Annotated in this window: 17 protein-coding genes; 12 read left to right on the forward strand and 5 right to left on the reverse strand. The window is 54.2% G+C overall.

What is annotated here, in order from left to right; genetic code table 11:
- The first annotated feature begins 69 nt into the window (after positions 1-69).
- Genes leuA through leuD form a run of 4 tightly spaced genes read left to right on the forward strand, consistent with a single transcriptional unit; the run spans position 70 to position 4,751 of the window.
- The gene (gene leuA / locus OGV75_RS05545) at positions 70-1,641 is read left to right on the forward strand and encodes a 2-isopropylmalate synthase (protein WP_016151686.1); all 1,572 of its coding nucleotides are present in this window, start codon (positions 70-72) and stop codon (positions 1,639-1,641) included.
- Positions 1,641-2,732, forward strand: a complete 1,092-nt coding sequence (leuB, locus tag OGV75_RS05550) for a 3-isopropylmalate dehydrogenase (RefSeq protein WP_016155686.1) — start codon at positions 1,641-1,643, stop codon at positions 2,730-2,732. The genes leuA and leuB overlap by 1 nt, the downstream gene beginning before the upstream one ends.
- A 2-nt stretch (positions 2,733-2,734) precedes the next feature.
- Entirely contained in the window at positions 2,735-4,135 is a 1,401-nt protein-coding gene (gene leuC, locus OGV75_RS05555) for a 3-isopropylmalate dehydratase large subunit (RefSeq protein ID WP_016155685.1), read from the forward strand.
- A gap of 10 nt (positions 4,136-4,145) precedes the next feature.
- Positions 4,146-4,751 carry a 3-isopropylmalate dehydratase small subunit gene (gene leuD / locus OGV75_RS05560; RefSeq protein ID WP_286480415.1) on the forward strand — a complete coding sequence of 202 codons (606 nt, stop codon included), beginning with the start codon at positions 4,146-4,148 and terminating at the stop codon, positions 4,749-4,751.
- Between the two features lie 45 nt (positions 4,752-4,796).
- On the opposite strand, the gene OGV75_RS05565 is transcribed toward leuD, so the two are convergent.
- A complete protein-coding gene (locus OGV75_RS05565) occupies positions 4,797-5,975 on the reverse strand; it encodes a sugar efflux transporter (RefSeq protein WP_065554749.1) in 1,179 nt (392 codons plus the stop codon).
- 115 nt (positions 5,976-6,090) lie between these two features.
- On the reverse strand, positions 6,091-6,213 hold the full coding sequence (sgrT, locus tag OGV75_RS05570; RefSeq protein ID WP_016151681.1) for a glucose uptake inhibitor SgrT: 123 nt from the start codon (positions 6,211-6,213) through the stop codon (positions 6,091-6,093).
- A 99-nt stretch (positions 6,214-6,312) separates the two neighbouring features.
- Between sgrT and sgrR the strand changes: the two genes are divergently transcribed.
- The 4 genes from sgrR (at position 6,313) to thiQ (ending at position 11,598) form a co-directional block, all read left to right on the forward strand.
- Positions 6,313-7,968 carry an HTH-type transcriptional regulator SgrR gene (gene sgrR / locus OGV75_RS05575; RefSeq protein WP_286480417.1) on the forward strand — a complete coding sequence of 552 codons (1,656 nt, stop codon included), beginning with the start codon at positions 6,313-6,315 and terminating at the stop codon, positions 7,966-7,968.
- 375 nt (positions 7,969-8,343) lie between these two features.
- Complete coding sequence (thiB, locus tag OGV75_RS05580; RefSeq protein WP_286480418.1) at positions 8,344-9,327, forward strand: thiamine ABC transporter substrate binding subunit; 984 nt, start codon at positions 8,344-8,346, stop codon at positions 9,325-9,327.
- Positions 9,303-10,913: a thiamine/thiamine pyrophosphate ABC transporter permease ThiP gene (gene thiP / locus OGV75_RS05585; protein WP_286480419.1), complete on the forward strand. Its 1,611-nt coding sequence runs from the start codon at positions 9,303-9,305 to the stop codon at positions 10,911-10,913. Before thiB ends, thiP begins: the two co-directional genes overlap by 25 nt.
- Entirely contained in the window at positions 10,897-11,598 is a 702-nt protein-coding gene (gene thiQ, locus OGV75_RS05590; RefSeq protein WP_016151677.1) for a thiamine ABC transporter ATP-binding protein ThiQ, read from the forward strand. Before thiP ends, thiQ begins: the two co-directional genes overlap by 17 nt.
- A gap of 49 nt (positions 11,599-11,647) precedes the next feature.
- Here the strand turns inward: thiQ and OGV75_RS05595 are convergent, their stop codons facing one another.
- Together OGV75_RS05595 and araC are read right to left on the reverse strand one after the other, a co-directional pair.
- On the reverse strand, positions 11,648-12,415 hold the full coding sequence (locus OGV75_RS05595) for a DedA family protein (RefSeq protein ID WP_141895896.1): 768 nt from the start codon (positions 12,413-12,415) through the stop codon (positions 11,648-11,650).
- Positions 12,416-12,534: 119 nt separating this feature from the next.
- Positions 12,535-13,380 carry an arabinose operon transcriptional regulator AraC gene (gene araC / locus OGV75_RS05600; RefSeq protein WP_003018834.1) on the reverse strand — a complete coding sequence of 282 codons (846 nt, stop codon included), beginning with the start codon at positions 13,378-13,380 and terminating at the stop codon, positions 12,535-12,537.
- A 339-nt stretch (positions 13,381-13,719) separates the two neighbouring features.
- Here araC and araB point away from each other — a divergent pair, with 339 nt between their 5' ends.
- From araB to araD, 3 genes are read left to right on the forward strand one after another with little or no spacing between them, the layout of a single operon-like run.
- The gene (gene araB / locus OGV75_RS05605; protein WP_286480420.1) at positions 13,720-15,429 is read left to right on the forward strand and encodes a ribulokinase; all 1,710 of its coding nucleotides are present in this window, start codon (positions 13,720-13,722) and stop codon (positions 15,427-15,429) included.
- A 10-nt stretch (positions 15,430-15,439) separates the two neighbouring features.
- Positions 15,440-16,942 (forward strand): L-arabinose isomerase, encoded by a 1,503-nt coding sequence (gene araA, locus OGV75_RS05610; RefSeq protein WP_016155678.1) that lies wholly within the window; start codon positions 15,440-15,442, stop codon positions 16,940-16,942.
- Positions 16,943-16,999: 57 nt separating this feature from the next.
- Positions 17,000-17,695: an L-ribulose-5-phosphate 4-epimerase gene (gene araD / locus OGV75_RS05615; RefSeq protein ID WP_047498360.1), complete on the forward strand. Its 696-nt coding sequence runs from the start codon at positions 17,000-17,002 to the stop codon at positions 17,693-17,695.
- 44 nt (positions 17,696-17,739) lie between these two features.
- Here the strand turns inward: araD and OGV75_RS05620 are convergent, their stop codons facing one another.
- A complete protein-coding gene (locus OGV75_RS05620) occupies positions 17,740-18,123 on the reverse strand; it encodes a DUF4751 family protein (RefSeq protein ID WP_016155677.1) in 384 nt (127 codons plus the stop codon).
- A 599-nt stretch (positions 18,124-18,722) separates the two neighbouring features.
- On the opposite strand from OGV75_RS05620, the gene polB reads away from it, so the two are divergent.
- Positions 18,723-21,074 carry a DNA polymerase II gene (polB, locus tag OGV75_RS05625; protein ID WP_286480422.1) on the forward strand — a complete coding sequence of 784 codons (2,352 nt, stop codon included), beginning with the start codon at positions 18,723-18,725 and terminating at the stop codon, positions 21,072-21,074.
- Positions 21,075-21,237: the final 163 nt, after the last annotated feature.

Below are 21,237 nucleotides of genomic sequence, written 5' to 3' on the forward strand. Positions count from 1 at the left end.
AAACCCGCGCCGTTGCGCGGGTTTTTTTATGCTCGAAGCAAGGCGCCCTAAAGACCAAGGACCTAAACCATGAGCCAGCAAGTCATTATTTTCGATACCACCTTACGTGACGGTGAACAGGCGTTACAGGCGAGCCTGAGTGTGAAAGAAAAACTGCAGATTGCGCTGGCCCTCGAGCGTATGGGCGTTGACGTGATGGAGGTCGGTTTTCCGGTCTCTTCACCGGGTGACTTTGAGTCCGTACAAACCATCGCTCGTCAGGTGAAGAACAGCCGCGTTTGCGCCTTAGCCCGCTGCGTAGAAAAAGATATCGACGTTGCCGCAGAATCTCTGAAGGTCGCTGAGGCTTTCCGCATTCATACGTTCATCGCCACCTCGCCGATGCATATCGCGACGAAATTGCGTAGCACGTTGGATGAAGTGATCGAGCGAGCAGTCTACATGGTGAAGCGTGCGCGTAATTATACGGATGACGTGGAGTTCTCATGCGAGGATGCTGGCCGTACCCCTATTGCCGATCTGGCCCGCGTGGTCGAAGCCGCGATTAATGCGGGAGCCAAAACTATCAATATCCCCGATACCGTTGGCTACACCATGCCTTTCGAATTCGGAGCAATCATTTCTGGTCTGTATGAACGCGTACCGAATATCGATAAAGCCATCATCTCCGTGCACACCCATGATGATTTAGGTCTGGGCGTTGGCAACGCGTTGGCGGCCGTCCACGCCGGTGCTCGCCAGGTGGAAGGCGCGATGAACGGTATCGGCGAACGCGCCGGTAACTGCTCACTGGAAGAAGTGATCATGGCGATCAAAGTGCGCAAAGATATCCTGAACGTACAGACCCGCATTAATCACCAGGAAATCTGGCGTACCAGTCAGTTAGTCAGCCAAATCTGCAACATGCCCATTCCGGCCAACAAAGCCATTGTCGGTAGCGGCGCCTTTGCCCACTCCTCTGGCATCCATCAGGACGGCGTACTGAAAAATCGTGAAAACTACGAAATCATGACGCCTGAATCCATCGGTCTGAACCAGGTGCAGTTGAACCTGACTTCCCGTTCCGGACGCGCCGCGGTGAAACACCGTATGGACGAGATGGGATATAAAGAGAATGAATACAACCTGGACAACCTGTACGACGCATTCCTGAAGCTGGCGGATAAAAAAGGTCAGGTATTTGATTACGACCTGGAAGCGCTGGCCTTTATTAATAAACAGCAGGAAGAGCCGGAGCATTTCCGTCTGGATTACTTCAGCGTGCAGTCCGGCTCAAATGACATCGCCACCGCCTCCGTCAAGCTGGCCTGCGGTGAAGAAGTCAAAGCCGAAGCGGCGAACGGTAACGGTCCGGTCGATGCCATTTATCAGGCCATCAACCGTGTGACCGAGTACAACATCGAACTGGTGAAATACAGCCTGACCGCCAAAGGGCACGGTAAAGATGCGCTGGGCCAGGTGGATATCGTTGCTAACTATAACGGTCGCCGCTTCCACGGCGTCGGTCTGGCAACAGATATCGTCGAATCGTCCGCGAAAGCGATGGTTCATGTGCTGAACAACATTTGGCGCGCCGAAGAAGTCGAAAAAGAATTGCAACGCAAAGCTCAGAACAACGAGAACAACAAGGAAACCGTGTGATGTCGAAGAATTATCATATTGCTGTTTTGCCGGGCGACGGTATTGGCCCGGAAGTGATGGCGCAAGCCCTGAAAGTACTGGACGCAATCCGCAACCGTTTTAACATGCGCATTACCACCAGCCACTACGACGTGGGGGGGGCCGCTATCGATAACCATGGTCAGCCGCTGCCGCCAGCGACGGTTGAAGGCTGTGAGCAAGCTGACGCCATTCTGTTTGGCTCCGTTGGCGGCCCGAAATGGGAAAATCTGCCACCCAATCAGCAGCCTGAACGCGGCGCGCTGCTGCCGTTGCGTAAACACTTCAAATTATTCAGCAACCTGCGCCCGGCTAAGCTGTACCAGGGTCTGGAAGCATTTTGCCCTCTGCGCGCAGATATTGCCGCGAACGGTTTCGACATCCTGTGCGTGCGCGAACTGACCGGCGGTATCTACTTCGGTCAGCCAAAAGGCCGCGAAGGCAGCGGACAACATGAAAAAGCCTTTGATACCGAGGTTTATCACCGTTTCGAGATCGAGCGTATCGCACGTATCGCGTTTGAATCTGCTCGCCAGCGTCGCCGCAAAGTCACGTCGATTGATAAAGCCAACGTACTGCAAACGTCTATTCTGTGGCGCCAAATCGTCAATGAAATTGCTAATGAATATCCGGATGTTGAGCTGGCGCATATGTACATCGACAACGCGACGATGCAGTTGATCAAAGATCCATCCCAGTTCGACGTGCTGCTGTGCTCCAACTTGTTTGGCGACATTCTGTCTGACGAATGCGCCATGATCACCGGATCAATGGGGATGTTACCGTCCGCCAGCCTGAATGAGCAGGGCTTTGGTCTGTACGAGCCCGCTGGCGGATCCGCTCCGGATATCGCCGGGAAAAACATTGCTAACCCTATCGCCCAAATCCTTTCGCTGGCGCTGCTGCTGCGCTACAGCCTGGACGCCAATGATGCGGCAACCGCAATTGAGAGCGCCATCAACCGCGCATTAGAAGAAGGCATTCGCACCGGTGACTTAGCCCGTGGCGCTGCCGCAGTCGGTACCGATGAAATGGGTGACATTATTGCCCGTTACGTCGCAGAAGGGGTGTAATCATGGCCAAAACGTTATACGAAAAATTGTTCGATGCGCACGTCGTCTACGAAGCGCAAAACGAAACCCCGCTGTTGTATATCGACAGACATCTGGTGCATGAAGTGACCTCTCCGCAGGCGTTTGATGGCCTGCGTGCGCATGGCCGTCAGGTGCGCCAGCCGGGTAAAACCTTTGCCACCATGGACCATAACGTCTCCACGCAAACCAAAGACATTAACGCTTCCGGCGAAATGGCGCGCATTCAGATGCAGGAATTAATCAAAAACTGCAATGAATTTGGCGTCGAACTGTACGACCTGAACCACCCGTATCAGGGGATCGTTCACGTGATGGGGCCTGAGCAAGGCGTAACGTTGCCGGGTATGACCATTGTTTGCGGCGACTCCCACACCGCCACACACGGCGCGTTTGGCGCGCTGGCCTTTGGTATTGGCACCTCTGAAGTTGAACACGTTCTGGCGACGCAGACCCTGAAACAGGGGCGTGCCAAAACCATGAAGATTGAAGTTAACGGCACGGCAGCACCTGGCATTACCGCCAAAGATATCGTGCTGGCGATTATCGGTAAAACCGGTAGTGCAGGCGGTACCGGGCACGTCGTTGAATTTTGTGGCGAAGCCATCCGTGCGCTGAGCATGGAAGGCCGTATGACCCTGTGCAACATGGCCATTGAAATGGGCGCCAAAGCGGGTCTGGTCGCACCGGATGAAACCACCTTTAACTATGTGCAGGGGCGTTTACACGCACCGAAGGGTGAGGATTTTACCAACGCGGTTGCGTACTGGAAAACGCTAAAAACCGACGACAACGCGACGTTTGATACCGTCGTTACCCTGCAGGCAGAAGAGATTGCACCGCAGGTCACTTGGGGTACGAACCCGGGTCAGGTCATCTCGGTGAACGATAATATTCCCGACCCGGCGTCATTTTCCGATCCCGTTGAGCGCGCATCGGCTGAAAAAGCGCTGGCATATATGGGGCTGAAACCGGGCATTCCGTTAACAGAAGTGGCCATCGATAAAGTGTTTATCGGTTCCTGTACCAACTCGCGTATTGAAGATTTACGCGCTGCGGCCCAAATCGCCAAAGGGCGCAAAGTTGCGCCAGGCGTACAGGCGCTGGTTGTGCCGGGTTCTGGTCCGGTGAAAGCGCAGGCTGAAGCGGAAGGTCTGGACAAGATCTTCATCGAAGCCGGGTTTGAATGGCGTTTACCGGGCTGTTCCATGTGTCTGGCCATGAACAATGACCGCCTGAACCCAGGCGAGCGCTGTGCATCCACCAGCAACCGTAACTTTGAAGGCCGCCAGGGCCGCGGTGGTCGCACGCATTTAGTCAGCCCGGCCATGGCCGCCGCTGCCGCCGTTACCGGTCATTTTGCCGACATTCGCAGCATCAAATAAGGAAACTACCATGGCAGAGAAATTTACCCAACATACCGGCCTGGTTGTCCCACTGGATGCCGCCAACGTGGATACCGACGCGATTATTCCCAAACAGTTTTTGCAGAAGGTTACGCGCACCGGTTTTGGCGCTCATCTGTTTAACGACTGGCGTTTTCTGGATGAAAAAGGGCAACAGCCTAACCCAGAGTTCGTACTGAACTTCCCGGAATATAAAGGCGCGTCAATTCTGCTGGCGCGGGAAAACTTTGGCTGCGGCTCTTCCCGTGAACATGCGCCATGGGCGCTGACCGATTACGGCTTTAAAATAGTGATCGCGCCAAGCTTCGCTGACATCTTCTACGGCAACAGCTTCAATAACCAACTGCTGCCGGTGACCTTGAGCGACGCGCAGGTAGATGAAATGTTCGCCCTGGTGAAAGCCAATCCGGGCATTAAATTTGAAGTGGATCTGGAAGCGCAGGTGGTGAAAGCGGGCGATAAGTCCTACAGCTTTAAAATTGACGACTTCCGCCGCCACTGCATGCTGAACGGTCTGGACAGCATCGGGCTGACGCTGCAGCATGAAGCAGCCATCACCGAGTACGAAGACAAGCAGCCAGCGTTTATGCGCTAGTCCTTGTGGTGCCGGATAAGCGCAGCGCATCCGGCACTCCAAAAATCAAACGTCCTTTACCCGCCCGGTCATCACCAGCGTGATCACAGAAATCGCCGCAATCACCCAATAGACGGCAAAGTGACCGTAGCTTTGCGCAACAGCCCCCTGAATCACTCCCGCGAGAATGACCCCCGTTGAAATACTGTTGGTAAATAATGTGGTCGCTGACCCCGCACGCCCGGGCATAAGATCCTGAAACCACAGCATTCCTATCCCGGCGATGATACCGATAAATACTGCATTAAACAGTTGCAGCACCAGCAGCGCCGTGCGGCTGTGAAAGAAGATCAAACCAAGATAAAACAGTACGCCCGCCGCGACGGCCGCGATCATCATTCGCCGTTTGCCAAAGCGCTTCACATAGTAGCCCGCCAGGATCATCGCCGGAATTTCCAGCCCAGCCGCCGTCCCCATCAGGATCCCGGCCAACTTGTCCGGTAACCCCAGCTCAAGGCTTATCCACAGCGGCATATCGATGATGTACATGGTATTGCAGGTCCACATCAGCGTGGAGGCAATAAACAACATGCGCACATTTTTGTCCTGCCAACCGCCGGTCTGTTCCAGCGGTACGTCAACAGGTTGCTCCACCCGTGTAACTGACGGCAGTATCAGCGCAATCAGCACCAGGCTAATGGCGAAAATCCCTGCGGCAATGGAAAACATCGCCGTAAAGCCGTAATTCAGCGCCAGCATGAAGGCCAGCGGCGGTCCAATTACCCAGGCCAGCGAAAGCTGCGCACGCATCACCGAGCTAAACATCACCACTTCACGCGCGGAGTTATCAGCGTATTCCCGCGCCAGCGCAAACAGCTGCGGCATGGCGGTATTCGCCAGCGAGGCCAGCAGTACACCGCAGGTGATAAGCGTGAGATAGTGGCGATTAAACGCAAACAGCAGCGCGTTTCCGATTGCCATCAGGCAGCAGAACATGATCAGCTTGCGCCTGTCGCCCTGGCTGTCGGATCGTTTCGCGAGGCCAAGGCTGACAACGATCCCGACAATCGCATTGACGGTATAAAACAGCCCGACCCAAAACGGCTGCGCCCCGACTTCACGGCTCAGGAACAAGCTCAGCGTGGGTGCCTGCAACGCCCCTGCTACGCCCATCATAAAAGCGACCAGCATAAATGCCGCGTAAACGCCGTTGAGGCGCCGTCCCATGGTCATAATCCAGAGCATTACAGTTCCTTTTAGCGCAGCAGAAACAAAAAAAGCCAGCAGTGATTATCTGCTGGCGCGGCGATTAACACCAATACTCAGTCACACATGATGTCTGCAATTCCCAATTCAGGAGTCAGGCTGTCACCTCCCACTGCATCAGTTCTTCGAGCATCTTTAAGCGCTGCGGTGCGCTCAGGCAAGCCAACCAGGACGATTTTTCTGTCGCGGTAAAGTATTTCAACCAGAACTGACGCATAGATGACCCCTTCGTTGTCTCATCGCTTCATCGGAATCTATTATTGGCTTAATATAGGGATAATAAAATTGCTGAGTTTTTCGCAGGAGTTCCCCTTTTATGTCTTCTGGTCGTCTGCAACAACAGTTCATCCGTCTGTGGCAATGCTGTGACGGCAAAACGCAAGACACGACGCTGAACGAGCTGGCGGAGCTGCTGAGTTGTTCGCGCCGCCATATGCGTACCCTGCTCAATACCATGCAAGAACGCGGTTGGTTAACGTGGGAAGCCGAAGTTGGGCGAGGTAAACGCTCGCGCCTGACTTTCCTCTATACCGGGCTGGCACTCCAGCAGCAGCGGGCAGAAGACCTGCTGGAACAGGATCGCATCGATCAACTGGTGCAGCTGGTCGGTGACAAAACGGCCGTACGACAGATGCTGGTTTCGCACCTGGGACGCAGTTTTCGCCAGGGGCGGCACATCATGCGCGTTCTCTATTATCGTCCCATGCACAACCTGCTTCCCGGTACGGCGCTACGCCGTTCAGAAACTCATATCGCCCGGCAAATCTTCAGCGCCTTAATTCGGGTAAATGAGGAAAATGGGGAACTGGAAGCGGACATCGCCCATCACTGGCAGCAGATTTCACCTTTACACTGGCGATTCTTCCTGCGTCCGGGGATTCATTTTCATCATGGCCGCGAACTGGAAATGGAAGATGTCATCACCTCGCTGATGCGCATTAACGCCCTGCCGCTGTACTCGCACATCACGCAGATCGTTTCTCCCACGGCCTGGACGCTGGATATCCATCTCGCCCAACCCGACCGCTGGCTTCCCTGGCTATTGGGGCAAGTCCCCGCCATGATCCTGCCGCGAGAATGGGAGACGCTCAGCAACTTCTCCAGCCACCCGATTGGCACTGGTCCCTATGCGGTGATGCGCAATACCAATAACCAACTGAAAATTCATGCATTTGATGATTACTTTGGCTACCGGGCGCTGATCGACGAAGTTAACGTTTGGGTGTTACCCGATATCGGCGAAGAGCCTGGCGGTGGGTTGACGCTAAAAGGCCCCACGGAGGATGAAAAGGCGATCGAAAGCCGCCTCGAGGAAGGTTGCTACTACCTGCTGTTTGATGCGCGCACCCACCGTGGCGCTAATCAGGAGGTTCGCGATTGGGTTAGCCGCGTTCTTTCGCCAACCCATCTCATCTGCCACGCCGACGAACAGTTCCAGCGACTGTGGTTTCCCGCCTATGGTTTGCTCCCCCGCTGGCACCATGCCAAACCCGGCCATGGTGAAAAACCCGCCGGACTGGAAACGCTGACGATCACCTACTATCGCGATCACATCGAACATCGGATTATCGCGCAGATCATGAAGACGTTGCTGGCAGAGCATCAGGTACAGTTAAATATTCAGGAGATCGACTACGATCAATGGTATGCGGGTGAAATCGTCAGCGATATCTGGCTCAACAGCGCCAACTTTACCCTACCGCTGGATTTCTCGCTGTTCGCCCATTTGTGCGAAGTCCCGTTGCTGCAAAACTGTATCTCGCGGGACTGGGAAAACGATGCGGCCCGCTGGCGAACCGGCGAAATGAGCCTGGCGGCATGGTGCCAACAACTGCTCGCCACAAAGGCCATTGTGCCGCTGATCCACCACTGGCTGATCATTCAAGGACAGCGCAGTATGCGCGGGTTACGCATGAACACCCTCGGCTGGTTTGATTTTAAATCAGCGTGGTTTGCACCACCGGATCCTTAGATCCGGCTCTTGATTGCCGCATAGCAACAAAATCATTACACTAACGCCGTTCTCAACGGGGTGCTAAATAAAAACATACACAAAATCATTCACGCTGCATCAAGGCGGCAAGCGAGTGAGTCCCCAGGATCATAGATAACTATGTGACTGGGGTGAGCGACAAATCTGCCGGGAGCAGATTTGAACGCTGCTTGCAGCGGCCCTGAAGGGGCGAGGCCCGGAGATGGGCCGAGTAACGCAGCCAACACAGAGGCAGCGTGAATGATGAAGTGTATGGGCTGAGAGATACCCGTCGAACCTGATCCGGATAATGCCGGCGAAGGGATTTGAGGCTGCAACTCAAGTCCTTTGCCACCCAACTTTATGAGGTGCAAAGTGTTTAAAAAATGTCTTCCGCTTTTACTGCTGTGCGCAGCGCCTGCTTTCGCCAAACCTGTACTGACCATTTATACCTACGACTCGTTCGCAGCTGACTGGGGCCCGGGCCCGACAATAAAAAAAGCCTTTGAAGCTGACTGCAACTGTGAACTGAAACTGGTCGCGCTGGAAGATGGTGTCTCGCTGCTTAACCGCCTGCGCATGGAAGGAAAAAACAGTAAAGCTGACGTCGTACTGGGCCTCGATAACAACCTTCTGGAAGCCGCCACCCAAACTAAACTGTTTGCCAAAAGCGGTGTAGCAAGTGAAGCCGTAAACGTGCCCGGCGGCTGGAAAAACGATACCTTCGTTCCGTTTGATTACGGCTATTTCGCCTTCGTTTATGATAAGAACAAGCTGAAGAATCCGCCCAAAAGCCTGAAAGAACTGGTAGAAAGCGATCAAAAATGGCGCGTCATTTATCAGGACCCGCGTACCAGCACGCCGGGGCTGGGCCTGCTGCTATGGATGCAGAAAGTCTATGGCGATAAGGCGTCGGAGGCCTGGCGCGCGCTTTCGGCAAAAACCGTCACGGTCACCAAGGGCTGGAGTGAAGCCTACGGCCTGTTCCTGAAAGGCGAAAGCGACCTGGTACTCAGCTACACCACCTCTCCGGCCTATCACATCATCGCCGAGAAAAAAGACAACTACGTCGCAGCCAACTTTAGCGAAGGCCACTATTTGCAGGTAGAAGTCGCCGCCCGTACTGCGGCCAGCAAACAGCCGGAACTGGCCGAGAAATTCCTCAAGTTTATGGTGTCTCCGGCCTTCCAGAACGCGATTCCGACCGGTAACTGGATGTATCCGGTAACCCAGGTCGCCCTGCCTTCTGGACTCGAGCAACTGAATAAGCCAGCCACCGCGCTGGAATTTACGCCGCAGCAGGTTGCGGCTCAACGCCAGGCATGGATTAGCGAATGGCAACGCGCCGTCAGCCGTTAATTTCCGGCTGGCTGGTTCCAGGGCTTACCGCCGCCACGCTGATGGTGACCGTTGCCCTGGCCGCGTTTCTGGCGCTGTGGTTTAACGCCCCACGGGGGGAGTGGCGCTCACTGTGGCAAGACGACTACCTGTGGCACGTGGTGCGCTTTTCTTTCTGGCAGGCTTTTTTATCCGCAGTGCTGTCGGTCATCCCGGCGATTTTCCTTGCCAGAGCGCTCTATCGCCGCCGTTTTCCAGGACGACTGGCGCTGCTGCGCCTGTGCGCGATGACGTTAATCCTGCCAGTGCTGGTCGCGGTCTTCGGTATTCTTAGCGTGTACGGTCGTCAGGGCTGGCTGGCCTCGATCTGGCATACATTCGGGTTGGAATGGACGTTTTCGCCGTACGGTCTGCAGGGCATTCTGCTGGCGCACGTCTTTTTCAACCTGCCGATGGCCAGTCGTCTGCTGTTGCAGTCTCTGGAGAATATTCCCGGCGAACAGCGACAGTTAGCCGCTCAGTTAGGTCTGCGCGGCTGGCATTTCTTCCGCTTTGTTGAATGGCCGTGGCTGCGTCGGCAAATCCTTCCCGTCGCGGCGCTCATCTTTATGCTCTGTTTCGCCAGCTTCGCCACCGTTTTGTCGCTGGGCGGTGGACCGCAGGCCACTACCATCGAGCTGGCAATTTATCAGGCGCTGAACTTCGATTACGATCCCGCCCGCGCCGCCATGTTGGCGTTGATCCAGATGGTTTGTTGTTTAGCGCTGGTGCTCTTCAGCCAACGTCTGAGCCGCGCCATTGCCCCCGGTACCACGCTGGTTCAGGGCTGGCGCGATCCCGACGATCGTCTGCACAGCCGCCTGGCAGACGCGCTGCTGATTATTCTGGCCCTGCTGCTACTGCTGCCGCCGCTGCTGGCGGTAATTGTCGATGGTATTAACCGCCATATGCTGGATGTTCTTAAGCAACCTGTACTGTGGCACGCGCTGGGAACCTCGCTGCGTATTGCGCTGGCGGCAGGTGCGTTGTGCGTAGTTCTCACCATGATGCTGTTATGGAGCAGTCGTGAACTGCGTGCCCGACAGCAGGTACTGGCTGGTCAGATGCTGGAACTTAGCGGCATGATGATCCTCGCCATGCCGGGCATCGTGCTGGCAACCGGTTTCTTTCTGCTGCTCAATAACACCATTGGACTCCCCGAATCAGCCGACGGCATTGTCATTTTTACCAATGCGCTGATGGCGATCCCTTACGCGCTGAAGGTACTGGAAAACCCAATGCGGGACGTCACCACCCGCTACAGTATGTTGTGCCAGTCGTTGGGAATTGAGGGATGGTCGCGCCTGAAAGTGGTTGAACTGCGTGCCCTGAAGCGCCCGCTGGCGCAGGCGATGGCTTTTGCCTGCGTGCTGTCGATTGGCGATTTTGGCGTGGTCGCGCTATTTGGTAATGAGGATTTCCGCACCCTGCCGTTTTATTTATATCAGCAGATTGGCTCTTATCGCAGTCAGGATGGCGCAGTTACGGCGTTATTGCTGCTGATCCTGTGCTTTACGCTGTTTACCGTTATTGAGAAATTGCCGGGTCGAAATGTTAAAACTGATTGATATCACATGGCTTTATCACCATTTGCCGATGCGCTTTACGCTGTCGATCGCGCGCGGTGAGCAGGTCGCGATCCTCGGGCCCAGCGGCGCCGGGAAAAGTACGCTGCTGAATCTGATCGCCGGCTTCCTCACGCCTGCCAGCGGTACCATGTTGATTGAAGGTGAAGATCACACCGCCACGCCTCCCTCACGTCGCCCCGTTTCGATGCTGTTTCAGGAAAATAACCTGTTCAGCCACCTGAGCGTGCAGCAAAACATCGGCCTGGGCCTTAACCCGGGATTGAAGCTGAACGCATCGCAGCGGGAGAAAATGCATCACATCGCCCAGCAAATGGGGATCGACTCACTGCTGGAGCGCCTCCCCGGAGAGCTTTCCGGCGGTCAGCGACAGCGCGTAGCGCTGGCGCGTTGCCTCGTGCGGGAACAACCCATTTTGCTGCTTGATGAACCGTTCTCTGCGCTCGATCCCGCCCTGCGCCAGGAGATGTTAACGCTGGTTGCCGAGGTCTGTCGCGATAAACAGCTTACGTTGCTGATGGTGTCCCACAGCGTAGAAGATGCGGCGCGAATTGCGTCCCGTTCGATTGTGGTCGCCGACGGGCGCATCGCCTGGCAGGGCAAAACGGATGAGTTATTAAGCGGTCAGGCCAGCGCCTCGACGCTCTTGGGCATCAAAGCCGAGTGATTGATTTCCCAGGCCGGATAAGCGTCAGCGCCATCCGGCAAAAGAATCGTCAGAAACCCACGACTTTACGCAGAATATCAATATACACCGGCATCAGCGGATGGCGCAGTAACGCCACCAGCGCAACCACGCCGATCCCAAGCGTCAACGGCGCCAGATACAGTAAACGGCTGCGGGGGAAATACGCGGTTAAGCGATCGACTACCGCTTTGCCGCTACGCCACAGTCGCCAGCAAAACCAGCCCCCTACCCATAGCAACAGCGCCGTCGCCAGCAGCAACCATTTGAAATCCCCGCTCTGCATCTCAGAAGGAATATCAATTGCCGCCCCCGCCAGGATCCCCGGCAGGAAGTAGAACGGCGGCCACAGTATGCAACCAATAATATTCGGGACGATAAATTTAGCGACAGGCAGATCCAGCATGCCCGCCACCATTGGCACCAGCGGACGCGTCGGTCCCACAAAACGCCCCACCAGAATGGTAAACATGCTGTGCTGATGCAGCGCGTGCTCGGTTTTATCCAGCAACGCCTTGTTCTTTTTCATGAACGACCAACGGTGCAGCGGCTTTTTAAAGCGCCAGCCCAACCAGAAAGAGATCCAGTCCCCCAACAGGCAACCAATGATGCCCGCAAGCCAGGCATGCCAGAAGTTCAGTTCGCCACTGCCAATCAGCGCCCCCAGTCCCGCCATCATCACGGTACCGGGCAGAATCAGGCCAACCAGCGCCAGTGACTCCAGAAAGGCCACCAGCAGTACGGCGATCAGGGAGTACAGGGCGGACTGAAGAATAAAGTGTTCCAGCAATGCTTGCATAATGTGTCCGTCAGATTTACGAAGCAGGGATTTTGATAACCCGTCTCAACTTCGTCAAGCCATCAATTGTCTGAATAGATTGCGAGTTATGACAACTTTCAGGACACATCATTCACTTTTTATTCACATCCGGCGCGAAACTCGCTCGGACTGGCGCCGGTACATTTTTTGAAAACGCGAGAAAAATAGAGCTGATCGTCAAAGCCAACATTGCGCCCCACCGTAGCAATGGGCATACGAGTGGTACTCAGCAATAGCTTGGCCTGGCTGATACGCTGATCCTCGCGCCAGCTTAATACGCTGATACCCAACTGCTGACGGAACAGATGCGACAAACGGGAAGGCGACAGGCAGACGTGCTGTGCGACGCTGGCAATATCAAAATTACTGTCCGCCAGGTGATCGCTGATGTACTGGCAGGCGTCGCGCACGCGGTTGTCCATGGGGGGATGCAGCGATTCATTAATGGCTTCCATACGGCGGAGCAATAACTGTTCCAGTAAATTAATCGCCAGCAGTTCGGAATAGCGACCTTCTCCCTGCCCGGCGTTGATTATCTGCCCAAACAGTTCGTTAAAATGCGGCTGATGTGCTTCATCCGGACGAAAGAATCCAGTCTGGGCAAAAATGGCCGGCCAGGTCAGCCACTCCTGCCAGTAGGCGCGTGGGCGAAAGTAAACCCACTGGTGATACCACTCGCTGGCATCAGGATGGCGTCCGTAGTGGTGAATTTCTCCGGGCGGAAACAGCAAAATATCGCCAGGCCGACAGACAAATTGTTTGCCCTGATTATTGATAACCCCTTCGCCACGGATAGTGAGATTGAGGATATAGCCCTTCATACCCAGCGGCCTGTCGATAAAAAAATCCAGGTATCCGTTCGCCTCGATGGGGGTTAATCCGGCCACCAAATGCGCGTTAAACGAATAGCCTGGCAGCAGGGGATCGTTTTGCGTTTCAGCCATAATTTCAATACTCCCTATGTTCTGCTAAGAAACAATTTGTCCATATTACGCCAGACATCATTGCCGTCGCCCCTGCGGGCCGCTGTGTTTGCGGTAATGGACCATCAACCCCGCTTGTGAAAAGCACTTTGTAAAAAATATGTACTGCGCCAACGTTAAAATCGGCTAACAAAAGTGTCTATAACTACGGCAGAAATGTCCACATTGATTATTTGCACGGCGTCACACTTTGTGATGCCACAGCATTTTAGTCCATAAGATTAGCGAATCCTGCCTGACGGTTTTTATCCCTACTAACTACTGTTTATCCATACCCGTATTTTTGGATGGAGTAAGACGATGGCGATTGCAATTGGCCTCGATTTTGGCAGTGATTCAGTACGCGCTTTGGCAGTGGAATGTGCTACCGGTGAAGAAATCGCCACCAGCGTAGAGTGGTACCCACGTTGGCAGGAAGGGCAGTATTGCGATGGCCCAAACAACCAGTTTCGCCATCATCCACGCGACTACATTGAATCAATGGAAGCGGCGCTGAAAACCGTGCTGGCCGAACTGAGCGTTAAACAGCGTGCGGAAGTGGTCGGGATTGGCGTTGACAGCACCGGTTCAACCCCGGCCCCCATCGATGCCGACGGCAACGTACTGGCGTTGCGTCCGGAGTTCGCTGAAAACCCAAATGCAATGTTTGTCCTGTGGAAAGATCACACCTCAGTAGAAGAAGCTGAAGAAATTACCCGTCTGTGCCACACACCGGGCAAGATCGATTACTCCCGCTATATCGGCGGTATTTATTCCAGCGAATGGTTCTGGGCCAAAATCCTGCATGTGACCCGTCAGGACCACGCGGTTGCCGAGGCCGCGGTTTCGTGGATTGAACTGTGCGACTGGGTTCCGGCCCTGCTCTCTAATACCGTACGTCCACAGGATATTCGTCGCGGTCGCTGCAGCGCCGGGCATAAATCCCTGTGGCATGAAAGTTGGGGTGGTCTACCGCCAGCCATTTTCTTTGACGAACTCGACCCCATCCTCAACCGCCATCTGCAATACCCGATGTTTACCGATACCTTCACAGCCGACCTGCCGGTTGGCACCCTGTGCGCCGAGTGGGCGCAGCGTCTGGGACTACCGGAAAGCGTGGTGATTGCAGGCGGCGCTTTTGACTGCCATATGGGCGCGGTCGGCGCGGGCGCACAGCCCAATACGCTGGTGAAAGTCATCGGCACGTCGACCTGCGACATTCTGATTGCTGACAAACACAGCGTCGGCGAACGCGCGGTGAAAGGCATTTGCGGCCAGGTTGATGGCAGCGTGGTGCCGCATTTTATTGGCCTCGAGGCAGGCCAGTCCGCGTTCGGCGATATCTATGCCTGGTTTAGCCGTGTGCTGAGCTGGCCGCTGGAGCAGCTTGCCACGCAGCACCCGGAGCTGAAGACCCAGATTAAAGCCAGCCAAAAACAGCTGCTACCAGCGCTAACCGAAGCCTGGGCGAGAAATCCGTCGCTGGATCATCTGCCGGTGGTGCTCGACTGGTTCAACGGTCGCCGTACGCCCAATGCCAACCAGCGTCTGAAAGGAGTGATTACCGATCTGAATCTGGCAACCGACGCGCCAGCGCTGTTCGGCGGTCTGATTGCCGCCACCGCCTTTGGTGCACGCGCCATCATGGAATGCTTCACCGAACAAGGCATTGCGGTTAACAACGTAATGGCGCTAGGCGGCATCGCCCGTAAAAATCCGGTCATCATGCAAGCCTGCTGTGACGTGCTCAACCGTCCGCTACAGATTGTCGCTTCAGACCAGTGCTGCGCACTCGGTGCGGCTATCTTTGCCGCCGTTGCCGCGAAAGTACACACCGATATCCCAGCCGCTCAGCAACAGATGGCAAGCGCCGTGGAAAACACGCTGCAACCTCGACCAGAGCAGGCTCAACGTTTTGAACAGCTTTACCGCCGCTACCAGCAGTGGGCGGTAAGCGCTGAACAACAATACCTTCCGACTGCCGCTCCGGTGCAACAAACCCCGGTAGACCAGGCAACCCTGACACATTAAGGACACGACAATGACGATTTTTGATAACTATGAAGTGTGGTTTGTGATTGGTAGCCAGCATCTGTATGGCCCTGAAACCCTGCGTCAGGTAACCCAACATGCCGAGCACGTCGTTAACGCGCTGAATACTGAAGCTAAACTGCCCTGCAAACTGGTTTTAAAACCGCTGGGTACTTCACCTGACGAGATTACCGCTATTTGTCGTGACGCTAACTACGATGATCGCTGCGCAGGTCTGGTGGTCTGGCTGCACACTTTCTCTCCGGCCAAAATGTGGATTAACGGTCTGACTATCCTCAACAAGCCGCTGATGCAATTCCATACCCAGTTCAACGCCGCCCTGCCGTGGGACAGCATTGATATGGACTTTATGAACCTGAACCAGACCGCGCACGGCGGCCGTGAATTCGGCTTCATCGGCGCACGTATGCGTCAGCAGCACGCCGTGGTCACCGGTCACTGGCAGGACAAACAAGCGCACGAACGCATTGGCTCCTGGATGCGCCAGGCCGTGTCCAAACAGGATACCCGCCATCTGAAAGTCTGCCGTTTTGGCGACAACATGCGTGAAGTCGCAGTCACCGATGGCGATAAAGTCGCTGCGCAGATCAAATTCGGCTTCTCGGTAAATACCTGGGCCGTAGGCGATCTGGTGCAGGTAGTGAACTCCATTAGCGACGGCGAAATCAACGCGCTAATCGATGAGTATGAAAGCACCTACACCATGACGGCGGCAACGCAAGTCCACGGTGAGAAACGTCAGAACGTACTGGAAGCAGCCCGTATTGAACTGGGGATGAAGCGTTTCCTGGAACAGGGCGGATTCCACGCCTTTACCACGACATTTGAAGATTTACACGGCCTGAAACAGCTCCCGGGTCTGGCCGTACAGCGTCTGATGCAGCAAGGCTACGGCTTTGCGGGCGAAGGCGACTGGAAAACCGCCGCTCTGCTTCGCATCATGAAGGTGATGTCAACCGGTCTGCAGGGCGGCACCTCATTTATGGAGGATTACACCTACCACTTCGAGAAAGGCAACGATCTGGTGCTCGGCTCGCACATGCTGGAAGTGTGCCCGTCCATCGCGGTGGAAGATAAACCGATCCTCGATGTTCAGCATCTCGGCATTGGTGGTAAAGACGATCCCGCTCGTCTGATCTTCAACACCAAAACTGGCCCGGCAGTCGTTGCCAGCCTGATCGATCTTGGCGATCGCTATCGCCTGCTGGTTAACTGCATCGACACAGTTCAAACACCGCACTCCCTGCCGAAACTGCCGGTGGCTAACGCATTGTGGAAAGCCCAGCCTGATCTGCCGACCGCATCTGAAGCCTGGATCCTGGCCGGTGGCGCGCACCACACCGTCTTCAGCCACGCGCTGGATCTGAACGATATGCGCCAGTTTGCTGAAATGCACGATATCGAGATCGCCGTGATCGACAACGATACCCGCCTGCCGGCCTTTAAGGACGCGCTGCGCTGGAACGACGTCTATTACGGTTTTAAACGTTAATTATGTTGTTGCCGGATGGCTCTGCGCTTGCCCGCCATCCGGCACAGAGGAATCAACATGTTAGAAGATCTCAAACGTCAGGTGCTGGAAGCCAATCTGGCGTTGCCTAAGCACCACCTGGTCACCTTGACCTGGGGGAACGTGAGTGCCGTCGATCGCGAGCGCGGCGTGTTTGTGATTAAACCATCCGGGGTCGATTACAGCGTTATGACCGCAGAAGATATGGTCGTAGTCAGTATCGCCACCGGTGAGGTTGTAGAAGGTGCGAAGAAACCCTCCTCCGATACCCCAACGCACCGTCTGCTGTATCAGGCATTCCCGACCATTGGCGGCATTGTTCATACCCATTCGCGTCATGCAACCATCTGGGCGCAGGCGGGCCAGTCGATTCCAGCCACGGGTACCACTCATGCGGACTATTTCTACGGCTCGATTCCCTGCACACGGAAAATGACCGAGGAAGAAATCAACGGCGAATATGAGTGGGAAACCGGTAATGTGATCGTTGAAACCTTTGAGAAACAAGGTATTGACGCTTCGCAGATGCCTGGCGTGCTGGTGCACTCTCACGGTCCGTTTGCGTGGGGAAAAAACGCCGAAGATGCGGTACACAACGCCATCGTGCTGGAAGAAGTCGCCTACATGGGGATCTTCTGTCGCCAGCTCGCGCCGCAATTGCCGGATATGCAGCAAACCCTGTTAGATAAACATTACCTACGTAAACACGGCGCAAAAGCCTACTACGGCCAGTGAAAACAATCTGAGCGCGCCCGGAATCTCGGTGACGCGCTCTCTGGTTATTCCTTTATATATTCCGCAAACGCACTTCGATACACACAGTTATTAGCACAAACGTATTTAATCACGTTGTCATAATGTCCCTGCGCCTCTTCACCATCCAGTGAATGAAAGAAAATGTAATCTGTAATCGTTGACTGCCAGCGCTGTCCATTCAACAGATAATTAATCACCGTATCACGATGACCATTTATTCTGTCATGCCCTTGCCAGTGAAAGAAAGCATTCCCACGTTCAATAACCTCAGTACGCCAAATTTGACCTGACCACGTTCTATACTCAATATATTGACTTACTGATTTAATTGTAGGGTTAGATAACTGAGTATTAACAAATAAATAGTGATCATATCCTACCTGTAACGCCTGAGTATAAATATCCATAATAGGCCTCCATAACACTACGCACCCAAGCTATTGATATAAAACACCCGAGCTATCTGATGAATAAAATTATATTCAGCGATAAAAATCAAATTATACAGAGAGATATTCCCGACGAAATCGAACCGAAAATCCGTTTTTATCCAGACAATAGCAAGCCATAAAAATATATTATATTCAATCTGGTAACCCGAGTGTTTGATTAAAATAGTTACACTAACCATGAATAAAAACAAATAAAAAAATAACCATTTTTCCTGAACCGAGGGATGAGTAACAAAACCGTACGAGCACGATTCCGAAAATGACATAAAAATCCTGAAACGGACTTCCAATTTATGAAACAAATATAATTACAAAAGAATAATAGATACAAATAGCCATGACAGGCCAATAAAATAATTAAAGGAAGAGTTTTCAATTAAGGCATTCATTTATTAAATATCAAAGCCTATCCTGTAACACTTTTACTGCGGAGGGCATTTTACTGTTACTGTCACAATAACTTCCCGCAGCTCTCATTTTTAACTGTACAAAATAACAGTACAATCGTGTAAACCAGGCTATAATAATGCCTGGTTTTTTAATGGGTACGCAGCGTGGCGCAGGCAGGCTTTATTTTAACCCGGCACTGGCGGGACACCCCGCAGGGAACTGAGGTCACATTCTGGCTGGCTACGGACGACGGGCCGCTACAGGTCACGCTCGCGCCTCAGGAGTCGGTCGCGTTTATTCCTGTCAGTCAGGTTCCTCGCGTAGCGTCATTATTACGCAATGAAAACGGCTATCGTCTGACGCCGCTGCAATTGCAAGACTTCCACCGCCAGCCCGTTTCCGGCCTGTATTGCCGCTCACATCGCCAGCTCATGCGGCTTGAAAAGCTGCTGCGTGAAAACGCAATTACCGTCTACGAGGCCGACGTGCGTCCGCCGGAACGGTATCTGATGGAGCGTTTTATCACCTCACCTGTTTGGGTTGAAGGCGACAGACACAACGGTACGCTGGTCAATGCCCGGTTGAAGCCAAACCCTGACTATCGACCGCCGCTGAAATGGGTCTCGCTGGATATCGAAACCACGCGCCACGGCGAACTCTACTGTATCGGCCTTGAAGGCTGTGGGCAGCGTATTGTCTACATGCTCGGCCCGGCAAACGGCGATGCCTCAGCGCTGGATTTTGAACTTGAATATGTCGCAAGCCGCCCGCAGTTACTGGAAAAGCTCAACGACTGGATTGCCCGTCACGATCCTGATGTGGTAATCGGCTGGAACGTCGTGCAATTCGATTTACGCGTCCTGCAAAAGCATGCCGAACGTTACCGCATTCCCCTGCGTTTTGGCCGTGACAATAGCGAGCTGGAGTGGCGCGAACATGGCTTCAAAAACGGCGTATTCTTCGCGCAGGCTAAAGGTCGCCTGATTATCGACGGCATTGAGGCGCTTAAATCCGCATTCTGGAATTTCTCATCCTTTTCGCTGGAAACGGTGTCACAGGAGCTGCTGGGCGAAGGGAAGTCGATAGATAATCCCTGGGACAGGATGGACGAAATAGATCGCCGGTTTGCCCAGGATAAGCCCGCGCTTGCCACCTACAATCTCAAAGACTGTGAGCTGGTCACGCGTATTTTTCATAAAACCGAGATCATGCCATTTTTGCTGGAACGATCGACGGTAAACGGCCTGCCGGTCGACCGGCACGGCGGTTCCGTTGCCGCCTTCGGCCATCTCTACCTACCGCGAATGCACCGGGCGGGCTATGTGGCACCGAATCTGGGGGAAGTTCCCGCGCACGCCAGCCCCGGTGGCTACGTGATGGACTCGCGCCCGGGTTTGTACGACTCCGTGCTGGTGCTGGATTACAAAAGCCTGTACCCGTCAATTATTCGTACTTTTTTGATCGATCCAGTGGGACTTATCGAAGGGATGGCACAGCCGGATCGGGAACACAGTACCGAGGGGTTCCTTGACGCCTGGTTCTCACGCGAAAAGCACTGTCTGCCAGAAATTGTTACCCAGATCTGGCATGGGCGCGATGAAGCCAAACGCCGCGGCAATAAGCCGCTCTCACAGGCGCTGAAAATCATCATGAACGCGTTTTACGGCGTGCTTGGCACCACCTCCTGCCGCTTTTTCGACCCGAGGCTGGCTTCGTCTATCACCATGCGCGGTCACGCGATCATGCGTCAGACCAAAGCGCTGATTGAGGCTCAGGGTTACGACGTCATCTATGGCGACACCGACTCCACCTTTGTCTGGCTTAAAAAGGCGCACTCGGAAGACGATGCGGCCCGGATTGGTCGGGAGCTGGTAAGCTATGTCAACAACTGGTGGGCGCAATCGCTGAAGCAGCAAAACCTGACCAGCGCGCTGGAGCTGGAATTTGAAACCCACTTTTGTCGCTTTCTGATGCCGACCATTCGCGGTGCAGATACCGGCAGCAAAAAACGCTACGCCGGAATGATTCAGTCAGGTGCTGAGCAACGCATGGTATTTAAAGGTCTGGAAACGGTACGCACCGACTGGACGCCGCTGGCCCAGCAGTTTCAGCAGGAGCTGTACCTGCGAATTTTTCGTAACGAGCCTTATCAAGAGTTTGTTCGCGAGACTATCGACCGTCTGATGGCGGGTGAACTGGATGAACACCTGGTGTACCGCAAACGCCTGCGACGCCCGTTGAGCGAATACCAGCGGAATGTTCCGCCGCACGTTCGCGCCGCGCGGCTCGCCGATGAGCAGAACGTCAAACTGGGGCGTCCGCAGCAGTATCAGAATCGTGGCACGATTAAATATGTCTGGACGATAAATGGACCTGAACCTGTTGATTATCAGCAATCTGCACTTGATTACGAGCATTATCTGACCCGCCAGATCCAGCCGGTTGCCGAGGGAATTCTTCCCTTTATTGACGATAATTTTGCTACACTACTCACAGGACAACTGGGGTTATTTTGACGCGTGACGAAACCGCCGCCATCCAGTACCATAGCGCCCTTTCCATTCCTGGACCCATTTAACACCCCTACCACTGATTTATTAGCCTGGTAGCGGGGTCGTATGCTCTCAATAACGGGGACTAGCCCGGAAAATGACGAGTATTGCCTGCAATTAAAGATAT

This window comes from Citrobacter sp. Cb028, from assembly GCF_030336705.1.
GTDB lineage: Bacteria > Pseudomonadota > Gammaproteobacteria > Enterobacterales > Enterobacteriaceae > Citrobacter > Citrobacter braakii.

Coding starts and splice junctions, on each gene's coding strand:
- leuA (WP_016151686.1), top strand. CDS start 70: ATGAGCCAGCAAGTCATTATTTTCGATACCACCTTACGTGACGGTGAA.
- leuB (WP_016155686.1), top strand. CDS start 1,641: ATGTCGAAGAATTATCATATTGCTGTTTTGCCGGGCGACGGTATTGGC.
- leuC (WP_016155685.1), top strand. CDS start 2,735: ATGGCCAAAACGTTATACGAAAAATTGTTCGATGCGCACGTCGTCTAC.
- leuD (WP_286480415.1), top strand. CDS start 4,146: ATGGCAGAGAAATTTACCCAACATACCGGCCTGGTTGTCCCACTGGAT.
- OGV75_RS05565 (WP_065554749.1), bottom strand. CDS start 5,975: ATGCTCTGGATTATGACCATGGGACGGCGCCTCAACGGCGTTTACGCG.
- sgrT (WP_016151681.1), bottom strand. CDS start 6,213: ATGCGTCAGTTCTGGTTGAAATACTTTACCGCGACAGAAAAATCGTCC.
- sgrR (WP_286480417.1), top strand. CDS start 6,313: ATGTCTTCTGGTCGTCTGCAACAACAGTTCATCCGTCTGTGGCAATGC.
- thiP (WP_286480419.1), top strand. CDS start 9,303: ATGGCAACGCGCCGTCAGCCGTTAATTTCCGGCTGGCTGGTTCCAGGG.
- thiQ (WP_016151677.1), top strand. CDS start 10,897: ATGTTAAAACTGATTGATATCACATGGCTTTATCACCATTTGCCGATG.
- OGV75_RS05595 (WP_141895896.1), bottom strand. CDS start 12,415: ATGCAAGCATTGCTGGAACACTTTATTCTTCAGTCCGCCCTGTACTCC.
- araC (WP_003018834.1), bottom strand. CDS start 13,380: ATGGCTGAAACGCAAAACGATCCCCTGCTGCCAGGCTATTCGTTTAAC.
- araB (WP_286480420.1), top strand. CDS start 13,720: ATGGCGATTGCAATTGGCCTCGATTTTGGCAGTGATTCAGTACGCGCT.
- araA (WP_016155678.1), top strand. CDS start 15,440: ATGACGATTTTTGATAACTATGAAGTGTGGTTTGTGATTGGTAGCCAG.
- araD (WP_047498360.1), top strand. CDS start 17,000: ATGTTAGAAGATCTCAAACGTCAGGTGCTGGAAGCCAATCTGGCGTTG.
- OGV75_RS05620 (WP_016155677.1), bottom strand. CDS start 18,123: ATGGATATTTATACTCAGGCGTTACAGGTAGGATATGATCACTATTTA.